This window comes from Streptosporangium sp. NPDC001681 (genome assembly GCF_040298085.1).
In the GTDB taxonomy this organism is placed as follows: domain Bacteria; phylum Actinomycetota; class Actinomycetes; order Streptosporangiales; family Streptosporangiaceae; genus Streptosporangium.
In genome coordinates this window covers 1-16,205 of record NZ_JBEOZN010000182.1, presented here as the reverse complement: position 1 = coordinate 16,205, position 16,205 = coordinate 1, and the positions used below count along the sequence as shown (strand labels likewise).

Genomic DNA, 16,205 nt, shown 5'->3' with positions numbered 1-16,205 from the left:
GGGACGACGCCCCTCTCACCAGCGGGGCCGGGGCACCGGATCCGTCGGCGGGAACCGACCAGACGTCCGGGCCCTTGGCGTACATCACAGTGCGCCCGTCGAGCCACGCCACCTGGTCGTCAACGCTCGCGGTCTCGGCCAGCGGCGTCTCCCGCATCGTCGACAGCTCCAGCATGTGGAGCCGCCACATCCGGCGCGGGTCGGCGGAGACCCGCTTCTTGAACACCAGCCGGGTCCCGTCGGGAGACAGCGACGGGCACTCGGCATTCTCCCTGAGCGCCCGTACCCGCCAGTCGGCGTAGTCGCCCTCGACGAGATAGGTCTTCCCGCCGGTGGCGAGGGTCGCGTAGAACCGGTTGTCGTCGGCGGCGAAGGTCACCCCCCAGTAGTTCACGTCGACCGCGTGGTGACGGCGGCCGTTCAGGGTCAGCGGGATGTCCTCCATGTTGGTGACGGCGTAGCCGGTGCGGGTGTCGAGGATCCCCGTCCACGTGGAGAAGCCGCCCTCGTTGTAGGAGTCGCCGGTGACGAACACGGTCCACGACGCCATCCGGCCGCTCTGCGACATCCTCGCCCGGTTCGGGATCCCGGCCAGCCTGATCCGCCGGGTCTCCCGCATGGAGCGGTCGAGGATCACCGCGTCCGTGCTGACCAGCGCCCCGGGCTTGGCGACCAGGCAGATCGAGGTGCCACCCGCCGTGGAGAACCGGTTACAGGCCGGACCCGCGGCGGTGGGGAGGGCCGAGGGGTCACCGAGCGGCACCCCGGCGACCTGGCCGGCGGCCGTGCGGAACATCAGCTGCCCGGCACGGAGCACTCCGCCGTCCGCCACCGGTGCCGAGACCGGGACGGGGTCGCGGCGCGTGGCCCAGGCCGCGTAGCCGGTCGCCGTGCCGCCGAGGACCGCCACCGCGGCGAGCAGCACCGGCAGGCGCCGGATCGGGGTCATGTCCGCCTCCCCACCCGGGGTGGCGCCACTGCCGTTCTCACCGTGTACCTCCTCATCGCGAACCAGGCGCCGAGCACACAGGCCGCGAGACCGGCCGCCATGACGGCCAGTCCCCGGGTGCTTCCCCACATCGTCCAGACGGCGCCGAACAGGACGGATGACAGCAACCGGGTCGTCGCCTGACCGGTCTGGAGCAGGGCCAGGCCGCTCGTACGCAGGTGCTCGGGGAGCATCGGCCCGGCCACGGCCATCAGCACGCCGTCGGTCGCGGCGTAGAAGGTCCCGTGCAGGATCAGCACCGCGACGAGCCATCCCGGTCCGAGCAGCACGAGGTAGGCGGCGATCAGGGCGACGTGCCCGGCCAGGAAGACCGGAACCCGGCCCAGCCGGTCCGCGAGCCGCCCGACGGGCACGGCCAGCAGCAGGTAGACGGCGGCCGTGCCGATCGACAACAGCGGGAAGTACACCGCGTCGATCCCGCCGCGCTTCTGCAGCAGCAGGTAGACGAACGCGTCGCCGACGGTGACCAGGCCGAGGACCGCGGCCACCACGCACACCCGCCGGAACGCCGCGTCGCGCAGCAGCCCCAGCGCGGCGCGCGGCGAGGTGGCCGAGCGCGGGGCGGGCAGCGGCGTGCGCCGGTCACGGACGTACATGACCAGCAGCAGCACGCCGAGCACGGCCACGCAGAAGCTGACCACGAACACCACGTCGTAGGCCCCGCCGGTGCCCGTCAGGACGGCGAACGCCACCAGCGGGCCAAGCAGCGCGCCGACGGTGTCCATGGCCCGGTGCACGCCGAACGCCTGACCGAGCTTGCCGGCCGGGGCGCTCAGCGAGATCAGCGCGTCACGCGGGGCCGTGCGCAGTCCCTTGCCGGTCCTGTCGACGGCGATCACCACGCCCAGCGCCGCGACCGAGCCGCCCACCGCCGGCAGGGCCGGCTTGCAGAGCGCGGACAGCCCGTATCCGATTCCGGCGATGAGTTTGCGCCGCTGCCACCGGTCGGCGAGGTTGCCCCCGGCGAGGCGGACCAGCGCCGTCACGCCGAAGGAGAGCCCGTCGAGCAGGCCGAACTGCAGCGGGCTGAGGCCGAGGAAGAGCGTCAGGTAGAGCGGCAGCACGGCCGTGACCATCTCCGAGGAGATGTCGGTGACCAGGCTGACCGCCCCGAGCGCGAGCACGTTCCCGGGGACGGCCCAGGAGAGCCGGGGCCGCGGACGTGCTCCGTCCGCGGCCCGGCTTGCCGAGACGTACATCTAGTGGCAGGCGTAGGTGGGGCCGGTGTCCTTGACCGAACCGTCGGTACCGATCAGCTGCCAGGAGAACGCGGCGGGGGCGAAGGTCATCTTGACTACGCCGTAGACGTCCACCAGCCGCTTCTGGCTGTTGGGCTGGACGTTCGTGATCCCGTACGGTGAGGCGCCGCCCATGCCTCCGAGGATCTCCACCATGCCCTTGGGGTCGGCCTGGGCGTCGGGGTTCTGCGGGGCGAACCGTTCGTAGTGGTGATCGTGGCCGTTGAGCACCAGGTCGGCTCCGGCGTCATAGAGGATCTTCCAGACCGGCTTGCCGACCGGGTCGTTGCCGTGCTCGCCGGAGCTGAACAGCGGGTGGTGCCAGTAGGCGGCGATACAGCCCTTGGTGTTCGCGGCCAGGTCGGCCTTGAGCCAGTTGATCTGGGCCGTCTGGTCGAAGTAGTTGGAGTCAAGGGCGATGAAGTGCCAGTTGCCCCGGTCGTAGCTGTAGTAGGTCTTGCCCTGCGGGGTGGCGATGGAGCCGAAGTAGCCCTTGTATCCCGCGTAGGTTCCGGCCGGGTCGTAGGTCTCGTGGTTGCCCACGGCGGGGCGCGTCTTGCTCTTGAACCTGCCCCACGTCTTGTCGTAGTAGTTCTGGAAGTCCGAGAGCCGGGCGTCGTCGTACTGGTTGTCGCCCATGGTGATGACGAACTCGGGGTTCATCGCCTGGACCTGTGCCGCCGTCTTGGGGTGGACGCAGGAACTGGAGCTCGCGGTGCACTGGGCTGCGATGTCACCGGCGGCCGCGACGACGAAGGTGTCGCCCGGGGGCACCGTCGGGGTCGCTGTCGGGGTCGCTGTCGGAGTGGGGCTGGGCGTGGAGGTGCCGCCGCCGAACACCTGGAACTCGTACAGGGAGTAGCCGTAGGAGGTGCCCCTGACGGTGCCGTACATGCGGACGTAGCGCCCGGAGCCCGACAGGCCGGTCAGGTCGTCCTGGCCGCCGTCACCGCTGCTCGTGGAGTAGACGGTGGTCCAGTTCGCGGCGTCGTCGGAGACCTGGATCGTGTACGCCTTGCCGTAGGCGGCCTCCCAGAACAGCTTGACCCGGGAGATCGAGGAGATCACCCCCAGATCGACGCGGATCCACTGGGGATCGCTGCCCTCCAGGGAGGCCCAGCGAGTCGAGGTGAGGTTGCCGTCGACCGCCTTGCCCGAGCTGTAGGAGGAGCCCTCCTTGGACGAGGAGGAGGCGGGCCTGCCCTGCGACAGCAGGGTCTCGGCGGCTTCGGCGCGGCCGGTGGCGACCAGGACCCCGGCAATGAGGACGGTGACCGCCGAGAGGATGAGAAGGAGGCGGTGGGGGACGCGGTGGGGGACGCGGTGGGGGACGGGGTGAGGCGTGCTTGATGACACGGGCTTGTCTCCTGTGGGGGCTAGAGACGATGATCACGGCGCCCGTCGCGGCGCCGTGCACAACGCGGCCGGGGCAGCACAATCCCTCACTGAGCGCGTCACGTCCCCTCCGGGACGCCGCGCCAAGCCACTCTCCGGCATAGTGACAAGCCGTCGGGGAGACTGTCAACGGAAGTTAGGAAGGTTTCCTAACCTGAAACCTCGCGCACCGGAAAAGCACACGTCGCCGACGGCGTTCCCGCTTCCGGACGGACCACGCCGCATCCGGAAGCGGAGTACCACGGAGGCGACTCGGTGCCCGCTCTCACGCCCCCAGGCAGGCGGGGCCGAGCAACTGCTTCAAATCGCCCATCAGGGCCGGTGAAGGCGACACCCGCAGGCGGTCGTCGAGGCGCATGATGGTGGTCTTGGGGCCGTTGTGCACCTGCAGGTGCACCTCGGTGGTGCCCGGATGGGCGGTCAGCACCTCCTTGAGGCGGCCGACCACCGGCGGGGTGCAGCGGGTCAGGGCGAGGCTGACCGCCAGGGGACCGCCGGCCTCACGGGTCAGGTCCGGCGCCGTCACCTCCATGGCGATGATCTTTCCGACGTCCTCGCGCTTGTCCAGGCGGCCCTTGACGAAGACGATGGCGTCCTCGGCGAGCACGGTCGCGCAGAGCTGGTAGGCCGAGGGGAAGATCATCACCTCGATGGCACCCTCCAGGTCCTCCAGCTGGGTCAGCACCCAGGTGTCGCCCTTCTTGGTGACCTTGCGCTGCAGGCCGCTCAGGATGCCGCCGACGGTGACGACCTGGCCGTCGGGACGGTGCTCGTCCTGGAGCGAGGCGATCGAGCAGTCGGCGCCGGAGGCGAGGATGTGCTCCACGCCGAAGAGCGGGTGGTCGGAGACGTACAGGCCGAGCATCTCCCGCTCGAACTGCAGCAGCGTGTTCTTGTCCCACTCGCCCACCGGGATCTGCACGTCGAAGGTCTGGTCCTCGGCGCCCTCGACCGCGCCGAACAGGGAGTCCTGCCCCTGGGCCTCGTTCTTCTTGATGCCGATGATGCTGTCGACCGCCTGCTCGTGGACCATCACCAGGCCCTTGCGCACATGCCCGAACGAGTCGAAGGCACCGGCCTTGATCAGCGACTCGATGACCCGCTTGTTGCAGACGACCATGGGGACCTTACGCAGGAAGTCCTTGAAGTCGGCGAAGCGGCTCTTCTCCTTGCGCGCGGCGATAATCCCGTCGACCACGTTGCCGCCGACGTTGCGGATGGCCGACAGGCCGAACCGGACGTCGGTGCCGCGCGGCGTGAAGTCGAAGTCGGAGTCGTTGACGTCCGGCGGCAGCACCTTGATGCCCATCCGGCGGCACTCGTTGAGATAGAGGGCCGACTTGTCCTTGTCGTCCTTGACCGAGGTCAGCAGCCCGGCCATGTACTCGGCCGGGTAGTTGGCCTTGAGGTAGGCGGTCCAGTAGGAGACCAGGCCGTAGGCGGCGCTGTGCGCCTTGTTGAAGGCGTAGTCGGAGAAGGGCAGCAGGATGTCCCAGAGCGTCTTGATCGCGGCCGCGGAGTAGCCGTTGTCCTTCATGCCCTGCTCGAACGACTCGAACTGCTTGTCCAGCTCCGACTTCTTCTTCTTGCCCATCGCGCGGCGCAGCAGGTCGGCCTTGCCGAGCGAGAACCCGGCGACCTTCTGCGCGATGGCCATGACCTGCTCCTGATAGACGATCAGGCCGTACGTGGTGCCGAGGATCTCCTGCAGCGACTCCTCGAACTCCGGGTGGATCGGGACGATCTCCTGCTGGCCGTTCTTGCGCAGCGCGTAGTTGGTGTGGGAGTTGGCGCCCATCGGGCCAGGCCGGTACAGCGCGCCGACGGCGGAGATGTCCTCGAAGTTGTCGGGCTTCATCAGCCGCAGCAGCGACCGCATGCCGCCGCCGTCCAGCTGGAACACCCCCAGGGTGTCGCCCCTGCCGAGCAGCTCGTAGGTCTTGCGGTCGTCCAGCGGCAGCTTGAGCAGGTCGATCTGCTCGCCGGTGTTGGCCTCGATCATCTTCAGGCAGTCGTCGATGATCGTGAGGTTGCGCAGGCCCAGGAAGTCCATCTTCAGCAGGCCGAGCGTCTCGCAGGTCGGGTAGTCGAACTGCGTGATGATCACACCGTCGGAGTCGCGGCGCATGATCGGGATGTAGTCGGTCAGCACCTCCGCCGACATGATGACCCCGGCGGCGTGCACGCCGGTCTGCCGGATCAGGCCCTCCAGGCCCTTGCCGAGGTCCATCGCCGACTTGACGTCGACGTCCTCCTCGTACAGCCTGCGCAGCTCGCCGGCCTCGTTGTAGCGCGGATGATCTTTGTCGAAGATGCCGGAGAGCGGGATGTCCTTGCCCATCACCGCGGGCGGGAACGCCTTGGAGACCTTGTCGCCCAGCGCGTAAGGGTGGCCCAGGACGCGGGCCGCGTCCTTGATGGCAGCCTTCGCCTTGATGGTGCCGAAGGTGGCGATCATGGCGACCTTGTCGGCCCCGTACTTCTCCGTCACGTACCGGATCACGTCGCCGCGCCTGCGCTCGTCGAAGTCGATGTCGACGTCGGGCATGGAGACGCGGTCGGGGTTGAGGAACCGCTCGAAGATCAGCCCGTGCGGCAGCGGGTCGAGGTCGGTGATGCCCAGCGCGTACGCGGCCAGCGAGCCGGCGGCCGAGCCGCGGCCGGGGCCGACCCGGATGCCGTTGTTCTTGGCCCACATGATGAAGTCGGCGACCACGAGGAAGTAGGAGGGGAACCCCATCTGCAGGATGACGCCCATCTCGAACTCGATCTGCGTGCGGTGCTCGGCGTCGACGCCCTCGGGGAAGCGCCGCTCCATGCCCCGCCAGATCTCCTTGCGGAACCAGCTCTCCTCACTCTCCCCCTCGGGCAGGGGGAAGGTCGGCATCAGGTTCTTGAAACCGAACATGCCGCTCGGGTCGACCTTCTCGGCGACCAGCAGGGTGTTGCGGCAGCCCTCGGCCCACAGGTCCGAGGAGTCCACCGCGCGCATCTCGTCGGCGTTCTTGATGTAGTAGCCGCTGCCGTCGAAGCGGAAGCGGTCGGGGTCGGACAGCTGCTTGCCGGTCTGGATGCACAGCAGCGCGTCGTGGGAGGTCGCGTCCGACTCGTAGGTGTAGTGGGAGTCGTTGGTCACCAGCGGCGGGATGCCCAGCTCGCGCGAGATGCGGGTCAGGCCGTCCCGGACCCTGCGCTCGATGTCGAGCCCATGATCCATGATCTCCAGGTAGTAGTTCTCCTTGCCGAACAGCTCCTGGAACCTGGCCGCCGCCGCGACCGCCTCGTCGTACTGCCCCAGGCGCAGGCGGGTCTGCACCTCACCCGACGGGCAGCCGGTGGTGGCCATCAGCCCCTCGGCGTGCTCGGCGAGGATCTCCGCGTCCATCCGCGCCCACTTACGGACGAAGCCCTCGGTGTAGGCGCGCGAGGAGAGCTTCATCAGGTTGCTCAGACCCTTGGCGTTCTTCGCCCAGATGGTCATGTGGGTGTAGTAGCCACCCGCCGAGACGTCGTCGCGCTTCTGGTGCGGCTCGCCCCACAGCACCGGCTTCTTCTGGTGCCGGGAGGCCGGGGCGACGTAGGCCTCGATGCCGATGATCGGCTTGATCCCCGCCCCGGTCGCCTGCTTGTAGAAGTCGTAGGCCCCGTGCATGTTGCCGTGGTCGGTGATCGCGATGGCGGGCATGCCCAGGTCGCCGACCTGCTTGAACATTTGCTTCAAACGGGCGGCTCCATCCAACATGGAGTACTCCGTGTGAACGTGCAGATGCACAAACGAGTCTGACATGCGGCCCCGTCCTCCCCTAGTCGCACCGTCGGCGGGGAAAGCGTATCCAAATCCGAGTTCCCAAAGTGACCCGTGTGCTCCGGGTCGTCTCCCCCTCTCAGTCTCTCTCGGCGGGCGCCGAGCGGCGTTCCTCGGCGAGGTGCAGGCCCGCCTCGATGACGGCGTTCATGATGGGGGCGAGCCGGGCCTCGCCCAGGACGGGGGCGCGGCGGGCCATCTCGGCGACCACCTGGCGCTCGCGGGCGGCGTCGCGACCGGCGAAGCCTCCGACGGGCTTGAGGCGCTGGATGGTGCCGGCGAGCTCGGCACGGCGTTCCAGCAGGACGGCGAGTGCCGCGTCGACGCGGTCGATGGCGTCGCGGGCGGCGGGCACCGAGTCAGGGACCTCCCTGCGGGTGACGGCACCGACGATCCTGGTGGCCTCCAGCGCGGCCAGCGCGTCCTGCTCGGCGGCACCGGGATCCAGCAGCAGGCCGTCGGCGCCGGCGGCGATCGCGGCGGCGGCCAGCGCGGGGTCCGCGCCGAGGTCGGCCAGGACGGGGCGGCCCGACCTCATCCGCGCGGCGCGCATCAGGACGAGGTCGAAGGTGGCGCCGCCCGGGTGGGCGCGGCCGCTCTCGCAGAGCATGATCTGGTCGTTGCCCTCCGCCACGCAGTGGCCGGCGACCGCCAGCCACTCCTCCAGCGTCGCGGAGGAGGCCCGCTGGAGGAGCACCGGCAGGCCGAGCCTGGCCGCGGCGCGCACCAGCTCCGAATCTCGCATCCAGGCCGCGCCGACCACCACGCCGTCCGCACTCTCGGCGATCACCGGCAGGTCTCCCGCCGAGGACGGCTCCACCAGGAGCGGCCCCACCCCCTCGGCGCGGGCCGCCGGCACGGACTCGGCGGCGGGGACCCCACCGTGCCGGTCCCGCAGGCTGATCCAGCGGGCGTCCGCACCGGAGCCGCCTATCACCACGGCCGGTCCGGCACCCACCGTGAGCGCACCCAGCCCTACCGCTGCGCGTTCCAGAGGTGCGGTGGTCGACATGAGGCCCCCCCATGCTCGGCCGGCGCGCGTCCCGCGAGCCGGCGGCCGTTCGGAAAGAGGTGTTCGAAATGGAAAAGGCAGAGACCTCGTGTCTCCGCCCGGTGCGGCTCCGGCTGGTCGCCAGGCCCTGTTCCTCGGATCGCCCGCCCGCCGCGGCCGGGCGGCGTCCCGCCGCGTTGCCGTCGGTCACCGCGGCTCACTGCTCCACCTTGCGAGGCGCCGCCCGACCGACCCTCGCCACGGTAAGATCCGCGGGACAGAGGCTAGATCACGCTGTCACGACCGGCTCTCCGGAGCCGTGCCGGTAAACGCGAAACGACAGGTCATGGGCCCAATCCTAGGTCATCTACCGGACACCCGTCACGTACTGGACAGCGCATCTCAGGATATGGACTTTCCCCGGCGAGTGAGTCGATCACTTTACTGGGCTATGAGAGTATTCGGGGGTTCCGAAGGAGGTAAGCCGGTTGATGGCCGAAGCACAGCCCGAGGGGCGCCGTATCGCCTCCCGTTACCACCTGCTCGAAGCCATCGGCCGAGGTGGCATGGGCATCGTGTGGCGGGCCCATGACGAGCTTCTGGACCGCGAGGTCGCGATCAAGGAGGTCCGCTACGCCGACATGCTCGGCGAGGACAACCAGGAGGACTTCAACCGGCGCACCAAGCGCGAGGCACGTGCCGCCGGGCGCCTGACCCACCCGAACGTGGTGGTCGTCCACGACGTCGTCGAGGAGGACGGGCGTCCCTGGATCGTCATGCAGCTGGTGGAGTCGCGCTCCCTCGGCAAGGTGCTGAGGCAGGACGGGCCGCTGCCGCCGCAGCGGGTGGCGGAGATCGGCCTGCAGGTGCTGGAGGCGCTACGCGCCGCCCACGCCCAGGGAGTGCTGCACCGCGACGTCAAGCCGGAGAACGTGCTGCTGGCCGACGACGGCCGGGTGGTGCTGACCGACTTCGGCATCGCGACGCTCGAAGCCGAGACCGCGCTGACCATGACCGGCATCGCGGGCACCCCCGCGTTCATCCCTCCCGAACGCATCAAGGGCGGCAGCGCGCAGCGCGAGTCGGACCTGTGGTCGCTCGGCGCGACCCTGTACGCCGCCGTCGAGGGCAAGCCCCCGCACGACCGGGGCGGTGCGCTGCCGACCATGCACGCCGTCCTGAACGACGAGCCCGAGCCCCCGGTCCACGCCGGGCCGCTGGCCCCGATCCTGGAGGGGCTGCTCCGCAAGGACCCGGCGCTGCGCATGCCCTACAAGGAGGCGGAGCGGCTGCTGCGCAGGGTGGCCGAGGGGACGGGCAACCGTGACCGGCCCGCCAGGACCGCCGTCATGCCCGCCGTGAGCCCGGCGGCCGACACCGATCCCGGAGCCCGCTTCCAGGCCGGCGCCCTCCCCCAGACGGGCGCGAAACTGGACTCCGTACCCGACGAGTCCAGGGACGAGGTGGCGCCCGCGCGGGGCGAGGAGCCGTCGAAGGCCGCCGCGGAGCCGCCCGCCGGAGACGTACGGCAGGAGCCGGGCGCCGGAGCGAAGGCGAAGAGCGCGAAGGCGGCGCCGGGGGCGAAGCCCGGTGCCGGGAGCGGTCCCGCTCCGAAGACCGCGGACGACTCCGAGGCGAACCGGCCCACCAGCAGGGCACCCTCCGGCGCCAGGGCCGCCGGAGCGGCGGCCGGCGCGGCTGCGGCTGCGGCTGCGGGGTCCGGCACCGCTTCCGAGCCGGCGCCGGCCCCGGAGGCGAAGCCCGCCGCCGCGCCCCGTGCCACGCCCCCGCCCGCCGCGGCCGAGGAGAGACCCGCCGCGAGCCGCGAGGGCGCCCCTCCCGCCGCGGCCGAGCAGGGATTCGCGCGCCGGAAGCCCGTCCCCGTCTCGCGGCCCAACCCCTTCCCGCCGGTGGGTCGCGAGCCCTCGCCCAGAGCAGAGCCCGCGAGCGAGCCCGCACCCGCCCAGTGGCGAGAGCCCTCGGCCCCCTCCTACGCCGGCCATGACCACGAGGCGACCACGCTGACCTCGCAGAAGCGCGGCGGCTCCCAGCTGAAGCGGGGGCTGCTGGTGCTGCTGCCCGCGCTGCTGGTCGTCGGCGGGGTCGCCGGCTGGCTCGGCATGCGCAGCCGCGAGAACGAGGAGGCCACGCGGGCCGGCTCGGGGAAGCCGGGCACCTCAAGCGCGCCGAGCGTCCCGAGCGGCGATGCCAAGGCGACCCCGCAGGGCTCATCCGAGCCGGCGTCCTCTCCCCCGCCCAGCCCGAGCCCCACCAAGACCGAGAAGAAGTCCGCCCTGCCCTCCGGCTGGCGGATGCACAAGGACTCCAACGGCTTCTCGATCGGCCTGCCCAAGGGGTGGAGCGTGGACAAACGGCCCGGCCAGCAGGTGTGGTTCCGCGGCCCCGACCGGACCAGCTTCGTCTTCGTCGAGTACGTCGACCGGGCGGGCCCCGACCCCAAGCGGGACTGGGAGAACCAGGAGGGGTACAGCCGCGGCAACTTCCCCGGCTACAAGCGGATCAAGATCGAGAAGGTCGACTACATGGTGAAGGCCGCCGACTGGGAGTTCACCTGGCAGATGAGTTCGGGCAAGGCCCGAGTGCTCAACCGGGGGTTCGTCACCAAGGGCGGCCGGGGGTACGCCATCTACTGGCACACCCTGGCCAAGGACTGGAAGAAGAACCTGCACTACTTCGAGGGGTTCGCCGCGACCTTCTCCTCGAAAAAGTAGGGCGGATCCCTACCGGCTACGATTCGTGGGGCTCGGAGGGAGGCGGGGGAGATGGCGGAGCGAAAGGTGGCGGGCCGTTACCAGTTGCTCGAACACCTCGGCGAGGGCGGCATGGGCATCGTCTGGCGAGCCCATGACGAGCTCCTCGACCGGGTCGTGGCCGTCAAGGAGGTCCGCCACCGGGGGGTCGACGAGGCCGCCCGCGCCGACCTGAACCGGCGCACGATCCGCGAGGCCAGGACCGCCGGACGCCTCGACCACCCATCCGTGATCATCGTGCACGACGTGGTCGAGGAGGAGGGGCGTCCCTGGATCGTCATGCAGTTGGTCAGGTCCCGGTCGCTGGGGGAGATCGTCCGCGCCCACGGCCCCCTCCCGCCCGAGCGGGTGGCCTCGGTGGGACTGCACGTGCTGGGCGCGCTGCGGGCCGCACACGCCGCGGGGGTGCTGCATCGCGACGTCAAGCCGGAGAACGTGCTGCTGGCCGACGACGGCCGGGTGGTGCTGACCGACTTCGGCATCGCCTCCATGACGCAGGAGACCGGCATCACCCGCACCGGCGGGATGGTCGGCACACCCGCGTTCCTGCCCCCCGAGCGGCTGCACGGGCTGCCCGCCACCCCCGAGTCGGACCTGTGGTCGCTCGGGGCGACGCTGTACGCGGCGGTCGAGGGCCGGCCCCCGTTCGAGCGGGCCACGGCCGCCGCCACCATGATGGCCGTCCTGCACGGCGAGCCGAGCCCCATGACCCACCCGGGCCCCCTGGCGATGGCGATCCTCGGCCTGATGGCCAGGGATCCGGCCGCCCGGATGGTGCCCGACCAGGCCGAGGCCCTGCTCAACCGCGCCTCCGCTGGTCCCGCGTCCTCCCGGGGCTCCTCGGGACCTGCCGCGGGGTCCCTCTCGGGATGGGAGCCGTATCCCGGACAGCAGCCGCACGGCTCCCCCGGAGCTCTCCCCAACCCGTCACACGCCGACCCCCGGTACGCGGGACAGCCGCACCCGGACGCGGCGCGGAGCGGTTGGCAGCCGGGTTACCGAACCCCCCCGGGTGCCCCCGAGCAGCCCCCGTACCCACCCGCGCACACGCACCCCGAGCACCCTCCGTACCCGGCCGGACACACGCATCCCGAGCACACACACCCCGACCAGGGGGCGTACGGCCACGAGCAGCCGCATCCGGGCTCCTGGCCGGTGCGGGAACAGCCCACCGGCACCGGAGGCGAGCCCGCGCGGCGGACCGGAGCGGGACGGCTGGCGCTTCTGGCCGGAATCCCCGTGCTCGTGGTGGCGGTCGGGGTCGGCGGCTGGCTGGTCGTGCGGGCCCAGAACACCACGGCCGACACCGGTCCCGGCCTGCCGACGGCCACGGCCCCGATCACCGGCAACGCCCCGCCCGAGACGCCCCAGGCCCCCACCTCGACGGTGACCCCGACGGTGACCCCGCGGCCGAGCCGGACGATCCCCGCGGGCTGGCGGCTGCACCGCGACCCGATGGGCTTCTCCGTCGCGGTGCCCAGGGGATGGCAGGTCAAGCGGTTCTCCGGCCGCGACCGGGTGGAGTTCCGCGCCCCCGGGTCGAGTGCTCTGCTGTGGATCGAGTCGACGGACGACCCGGAGAAGGACCCGCTCAGGCACTGGCAGAAGGTGGAGCGGGCCGGCAGGGCCGACAATGTCTGGCCGGGCTACGAGCGGATCGGCATCACCTCGCTGAGATACCGGGGGGTGCCCGCCGCCGACTGGGAGTTCACCTACCTCAAGGACGGGGTCCGCACGCACGTCCTGGACCGGGGCTTCCGCACCCTCGCCGACCGGCCGTACGCGATCTACTGGGAGAGCCCGGAGTCGGAGTGGGACCGCTCCCTCTTCGACACGTTCGCCAGGACCTTCCGCTCATGAGCGAGCCGGAGAGGGCGCGCTTCTGGCGCAGCCCGGGACTGCCCGGGGTGGACCTGCTCAAGGCCAGATACGTGACCCACCGCTTCGCCCCGCACGCGCACGAAAGCTACGCGATCGCGCTGGTTCTTTCCGGAGTGGAGGAGTTCGGCTACCGGGGCGCCCGCCACCGCGCGGGCGCGGGCAGCCTGAGCACGCTCAACCCCCAGGAGGCGCACGACGGCCACGCGGGCGTCCCCGAGGGATGGAGCTACCGGGTCCTCTACCCGTCCGTCGAGTTCGTCTCCGAGATCGCCGCCGAGGTGATGACCGGGCGCGGCACTCCCTGCTTCCCCGAGACCGTCACCTACCACCAGCCCACCGTCGAGCTGCTGCGGGCCGCGCACCAGGCCGCGGAGCACGGCGACGACCTCGCCTCCTCGACGCTGGCCCGCACCGCCTTCGCCGCCCTGCTCCGGCGGCATGCCACCCGCCCTCTTCTGGAGGCGCGCTCCTGCGACCAGGACCCGGCGGTGCGGCGCGCCCGGGAGATCCTGCACGAGCGGCTCGTCGACCCGCCCACGCTCGAGGACCTGGCGCGGGCCGTCGACGCCAGGCCGTTCGCGCTGATCCGGGCCTTCAAGGCGGCCACCGGGCTGCCCCCGCACGCCTATCTGAACACGTTACGGATCATGCGTGCCCGGCGGCTGCTCCAGGCGGGTACACCTCCCGCGCAGGTCGCCGGGGATGTGGGGTTCACCGACCAGGCCCACCTGAGCAGGCACTTCAAACGGATGGTGGGCGTTCCCCCCGCCGCGTACCAGCGTGCAGGAACGTACAAGACCGGAAGTTAAAACCAGACATAAGCTCCCTTTCCATGGATACAACCACTCGCTCCTCCGCGACAAGGGACGGACTGGGCGTGGGGATCGCCGTCGGGCTGTCCGGGGTCGCCTTCGGCGCCGCGGCGGTCACCGCGGGGCTGAGCGTCGCGCAGGCGTGCGTGCTGAGCCTGTTCGCCTTCACCGGTGCCTCGCAGTTCGCCCTCGTCGGAGTCGTCGCGGGTGGCGGCAACCTGGTCGCGGGCACGGCCGGCGCGATGCTGCTGGGCGCCCGCAACAGCCTGTACGGCCTGCGCATGGCCGGCGTGCTCGACATCCGGGGCTGGCGCAGGCCGCTGACGGCCCAGGGCGTGATCGACGAGACGACCGCGGTCGCCCTGGCCCAGCCGGACGAGGAGTCGTCCAGGACGGCGTTCCTGGTCACCTTCGTCACCCTCTACCTGACCTGGAACGCCACCACCCTCCTCGGCGCGCTGGGCACCTCCTGGGTGGCCGACCCCGCGGTGTTCGGCCTGGACGCGGTCGGTCCCGCGACGTTCCTGGCCATCCTGTGGCCCCGGCTCACCGGGAGCGGCCCCGAGGCCCGCACGCTGCGGCTGATCGCGGGCGGCGGCGCGGTGATCGCGCTGGCCGCGACCCCGTTCACCCCGCCGGGTGTGCCCGTACTGCTCGCGTCCGTGGCCGTGCTCGCGGTGATCCTGAGGAGGCCCAGGTGACCCTCTGGTGGGCGATCGTCGCCACCTGCGCGGCCTGCTACGCGCTGAAGCTCGCCGGGCTGTCGGCGCCGCGCCGGATCCTCGACCACCCGGGGGTGCAGCGCTTCGCGACGCTGGTCCCGGTGGCCCTGCTGGCGGCGCTGATCGCGGTGCAGACCTTCGGGCACGGGCAGGCGCTGCATCTGGACTGGCCGCGCACCGCGGGGATGGGCGCGGCCGTGGTGGCGCTGCTGCTGCGCGCCCCGTTCCTGGTGGTCCTCGCGGTGGCGGCCGTCGTCACCGCCGCGCTGCGCCACCTGCTGAACTGAGAAGGTGACCTGCGTAGCTAATCCTGAATGTCGGGATTAATCCTGGGTAGGCGTCGGCGCATGACCGATTCTCAGGGGATCATCGGAGCCCGCTACCGCCTGCTCGAACGTATCGGCCGAGGAGGCATGGGGACGGTCTGGCGAGCACAGGACGAGGTGCTGGGCCGCGATGTGGCGGTCAAGGAGGTCATCCCCTCCCCCGACCTCACCGGTCCCGAGCGCGAGGTCTTCACCATGCGGACGCTCAGGGAGGCCCGGGCCGCCGGGCGGATCGGGCATCCGGGGGTCGCCACGGTGTACGACGTGATCGAGGAGCACGGGCGCCCCTGGATCGTCATGCAACTGGTCGACTCCCGCACGCTCGGAGCGGTGATCAGGGAGGACGGGCCGCTGCCGCCGGCGCGGGTGGCGCGGATCGGGCTGGAGGTGCTGGGCGCGCTGCTCGCCGCCCATCACGCGGGCGTCCTGCACCGGGACGTCAAGCCGGACAACGTCCTGCTCTCCAAGGACGGGCGGGCCGTGCTCACCGACTTCGGCATCGCCGTCCTGGAGGGCGACTCGTCGATCACCAGGACCGGCTCGCTCATCGGTACCCCGGCGTTCATCGCGCCTGAGCGGGCGAGCGGCGGCCCCGCCGAGTTCGCCTCCGACCTGTGGTCGCTCGGCGTGACGCTGCACATGGCGGTCGAGGGACGCTCCCCCTTCGAGCGCGCCCACCCGCTGGCGACGCTCAGCGCCGTCATGCACCAGGAACCCCCGCCGCTGCGGTTCGCCGGACCGCTCGCTCCCGTGATCTTCGGTCTGCTCCGCAAGGATCCCGCGCGACGCATGTCGGCCCAGGAGGTGCAGGTCCACCTGACCTCGCTGGTGAACGGGACCGCCCCGCAGCCGACCATGCCGATCGAGCTGCCCCCGGCGGTCCCCGTGCCGGTGGGCGCGCCCACCGCCCCGGCCGGAGCCGGGCGACCGGTGCCCGAGCCCGGCCCGGTGGCCGCCCCGGGGAGGCAACGGCGCCCGGCGATCGCGGCGATGGTCGCGATGGCGCTCGCCGTCGCCCTGACCTCGGCTGGGATTGCCTGGATCGCCGCCGACCCCTTCGGCCAGACCCCCGCGAGGCCGCCGGCCCCGGCGAGTGTGCCCTCCGGGGAGGGTACGCCGACCGCCGAGCCCGAGCGGGCGAAGGCCCCCGCGCGAAACGCCCCCGCCAGGGACGACGGCGCCGCTCCGAAGCCCTGCATCATCCGGTAGCTGCGCGGGATGGCCCGATCGCTCATCAGCCACATGATCATGTGCA

11 protein-coding genes and 1 pseudogene are annotated in these 16,205 nt (G+C 71.3%); 6 read left to right on the top strand and 6 right to left on the bottom strand.

Features of this window, described 5'->3' with window-relative positions:
• The 5 genes from ABT130_RS43690 to ABT130_RS43670 form a co-directional block, all read right to left on the bottom strand.
• The coding region (locus tag ABT130_RS43690; protein WP_350965808.1) for a TolB-like translocation protein at positions 1 to 949 on the bottom strand (949 nt) is incomplete at its 3' end.
• Positions 946 to 2,208, bottom strand: a complete 1,263-nt coding sequence (locus tag ABT130_RS43685; protein ID WP_350965806.1) for an MFS transporter — start codon at positions 2,206 to 2,208, stop codon at positions 946 to 948. The genes ABT130_RS43690 and ABT130_RS43685, both read right to left, overlap by 4 nt.
• On the bottom strand, positions 2,209 to 3,603 hold the full coding sequence (locus ABT130_RS43680) for a galactose-binding domain-containing protein (protein ID WP_350965804.1): 1,395 nt from the start codon (positions 3,601 to 3,603) through the stop codon (positions 2,209 to 2,211).
• A 304-nt stretch (positions 3,604 to 3,907) separates the two neighbouring features.
• Positions 3,908 to 7,429 (bottom strand): DNA polymerase III subunit alpha, encoded by a 3,522-nt coding sequence (gene dnaE / locus ABT130_RS43675; RefSeq protein WP_350924566.1) that lies wholly within the window; start codon positions 7,427 to 7,429, stop codon positions 3,908 to 3,910.
• Between the two features lie 97 nt (positions 7,430 to 7,526).
• Positions 7,527 to 8,459, bottom strand: a complete 933-nt coding sequence (locus ABT130_RS43670; protein WP_350965802.1) for a chorismate mutase — start codon at positions 8,457 to 8,459, stop codon at positions 7,527 to 7,529.
• Between the two features lie 470 nt (positions 8,460 to 8,929).
• Here ABT130_RS43670 and ABT130_RS43665 point away from each other — a divergent pair, with 470 nt between their 5' ends.
• The 6 genes from ABT130_RS43665 to ABT130_RS43640 are packed head-to-tail and all read left to right on the top strand — an operon-like array spanning position 8,930 to position 16,159.
• Positions 8,930 to 11,170 carry a serine/threonine-protein kinase gene (locus ABT130_RS43665; RefSeq protein ID WP_350965800.1) on the top strand — a complete coding sequence of 747 codons (2,241 nt, stop codon included), beginning with the start codon at positions 8,930 to 8,932 and terminating at the stop codon, positions 11,168 to 11,170.
• A 51-nt stretch (positions 11,171 to 11,221) separates the two neighbouring features.
• On the top strand, positions 11,222 to 13,069 hold the full coding sequence (locus tag ABT130_RS43660; RefSeq protein ID WP_350965798.1) for a serine/threonine-protein kinase: 1,848 nt from the start codon (positions 11,222 to 11,224) through the stop codon (positions 13,067 to 13,069).
• The gene (locus ABT130_RS43655; protein WP_350965796.1) at positions 13,066 to 13,899 is read left to right on the top strand and encodes an AraC family transcriptional regulator; all 834 of its coding nucleotides are present in this window, start codon (positions 13,066 to 13,068) and stop codon (positions 13,897 to 13,899) included. Before ABT130_RS43660 ends, ABT130_RS43655 begins: the two co-directional genes overlap by 4 nt.
• 23 nt (positions 13,900 to 13,922) lie before the next feature.
• On the top strand, positions 13,923 to 14,603 hold the full coding sequence (locus ABT130_RS43650) for an AzlC family ABC transporter permease (RefSeq protein WP_350924556.1): 681 nt from the start codon (positions 13,923 to 13,925) through the stop codon (positions 14,601 to 14,603).
• The gene (locus tag ABT130_RS43645) at positions 14,600 to 14,911 is read left to right on the top strand and encodes an AzlD domain-containing protein (RefSeq protein WP_350924554.1); all 312 of its coding nucleotides are present in this window, start codon (positions 14,600 to 14,602) and stop codon (positions 14,909 to 14,911) included. The genes ABT130_RS43650 and ABT130_RS43645 overlap by 4 nt, the downstream gene beginning before the upstream one ends.
• A 27-nt stretch (positions 14,912 to 14,938) precedes the next feature.
• Positions 14,939 to 16,159: a serine/threonine-protein kinase gene (locus ABT130_RS43640; protein WP_350965794.1), complete on the top strand. Its 1,221-nt coding sequence runs from the start codon at positions 14,939 to 14,941 to the stop codon at positions 16,157 to 16,159.
• Here ABT130_RS43640 and ABT130_RS43635 read toward each other — a convergent pair.
• Positions 16,131 to 16,205: pseudogene (locus tag ABT130_RS43635) on the bottom strand (catalase); the annotation flags it as partial. The gene ABT130_RS43640 and the pseudogene ABT130_RS43635 sit on opposite strands and share 29 nt — an antisense overlap.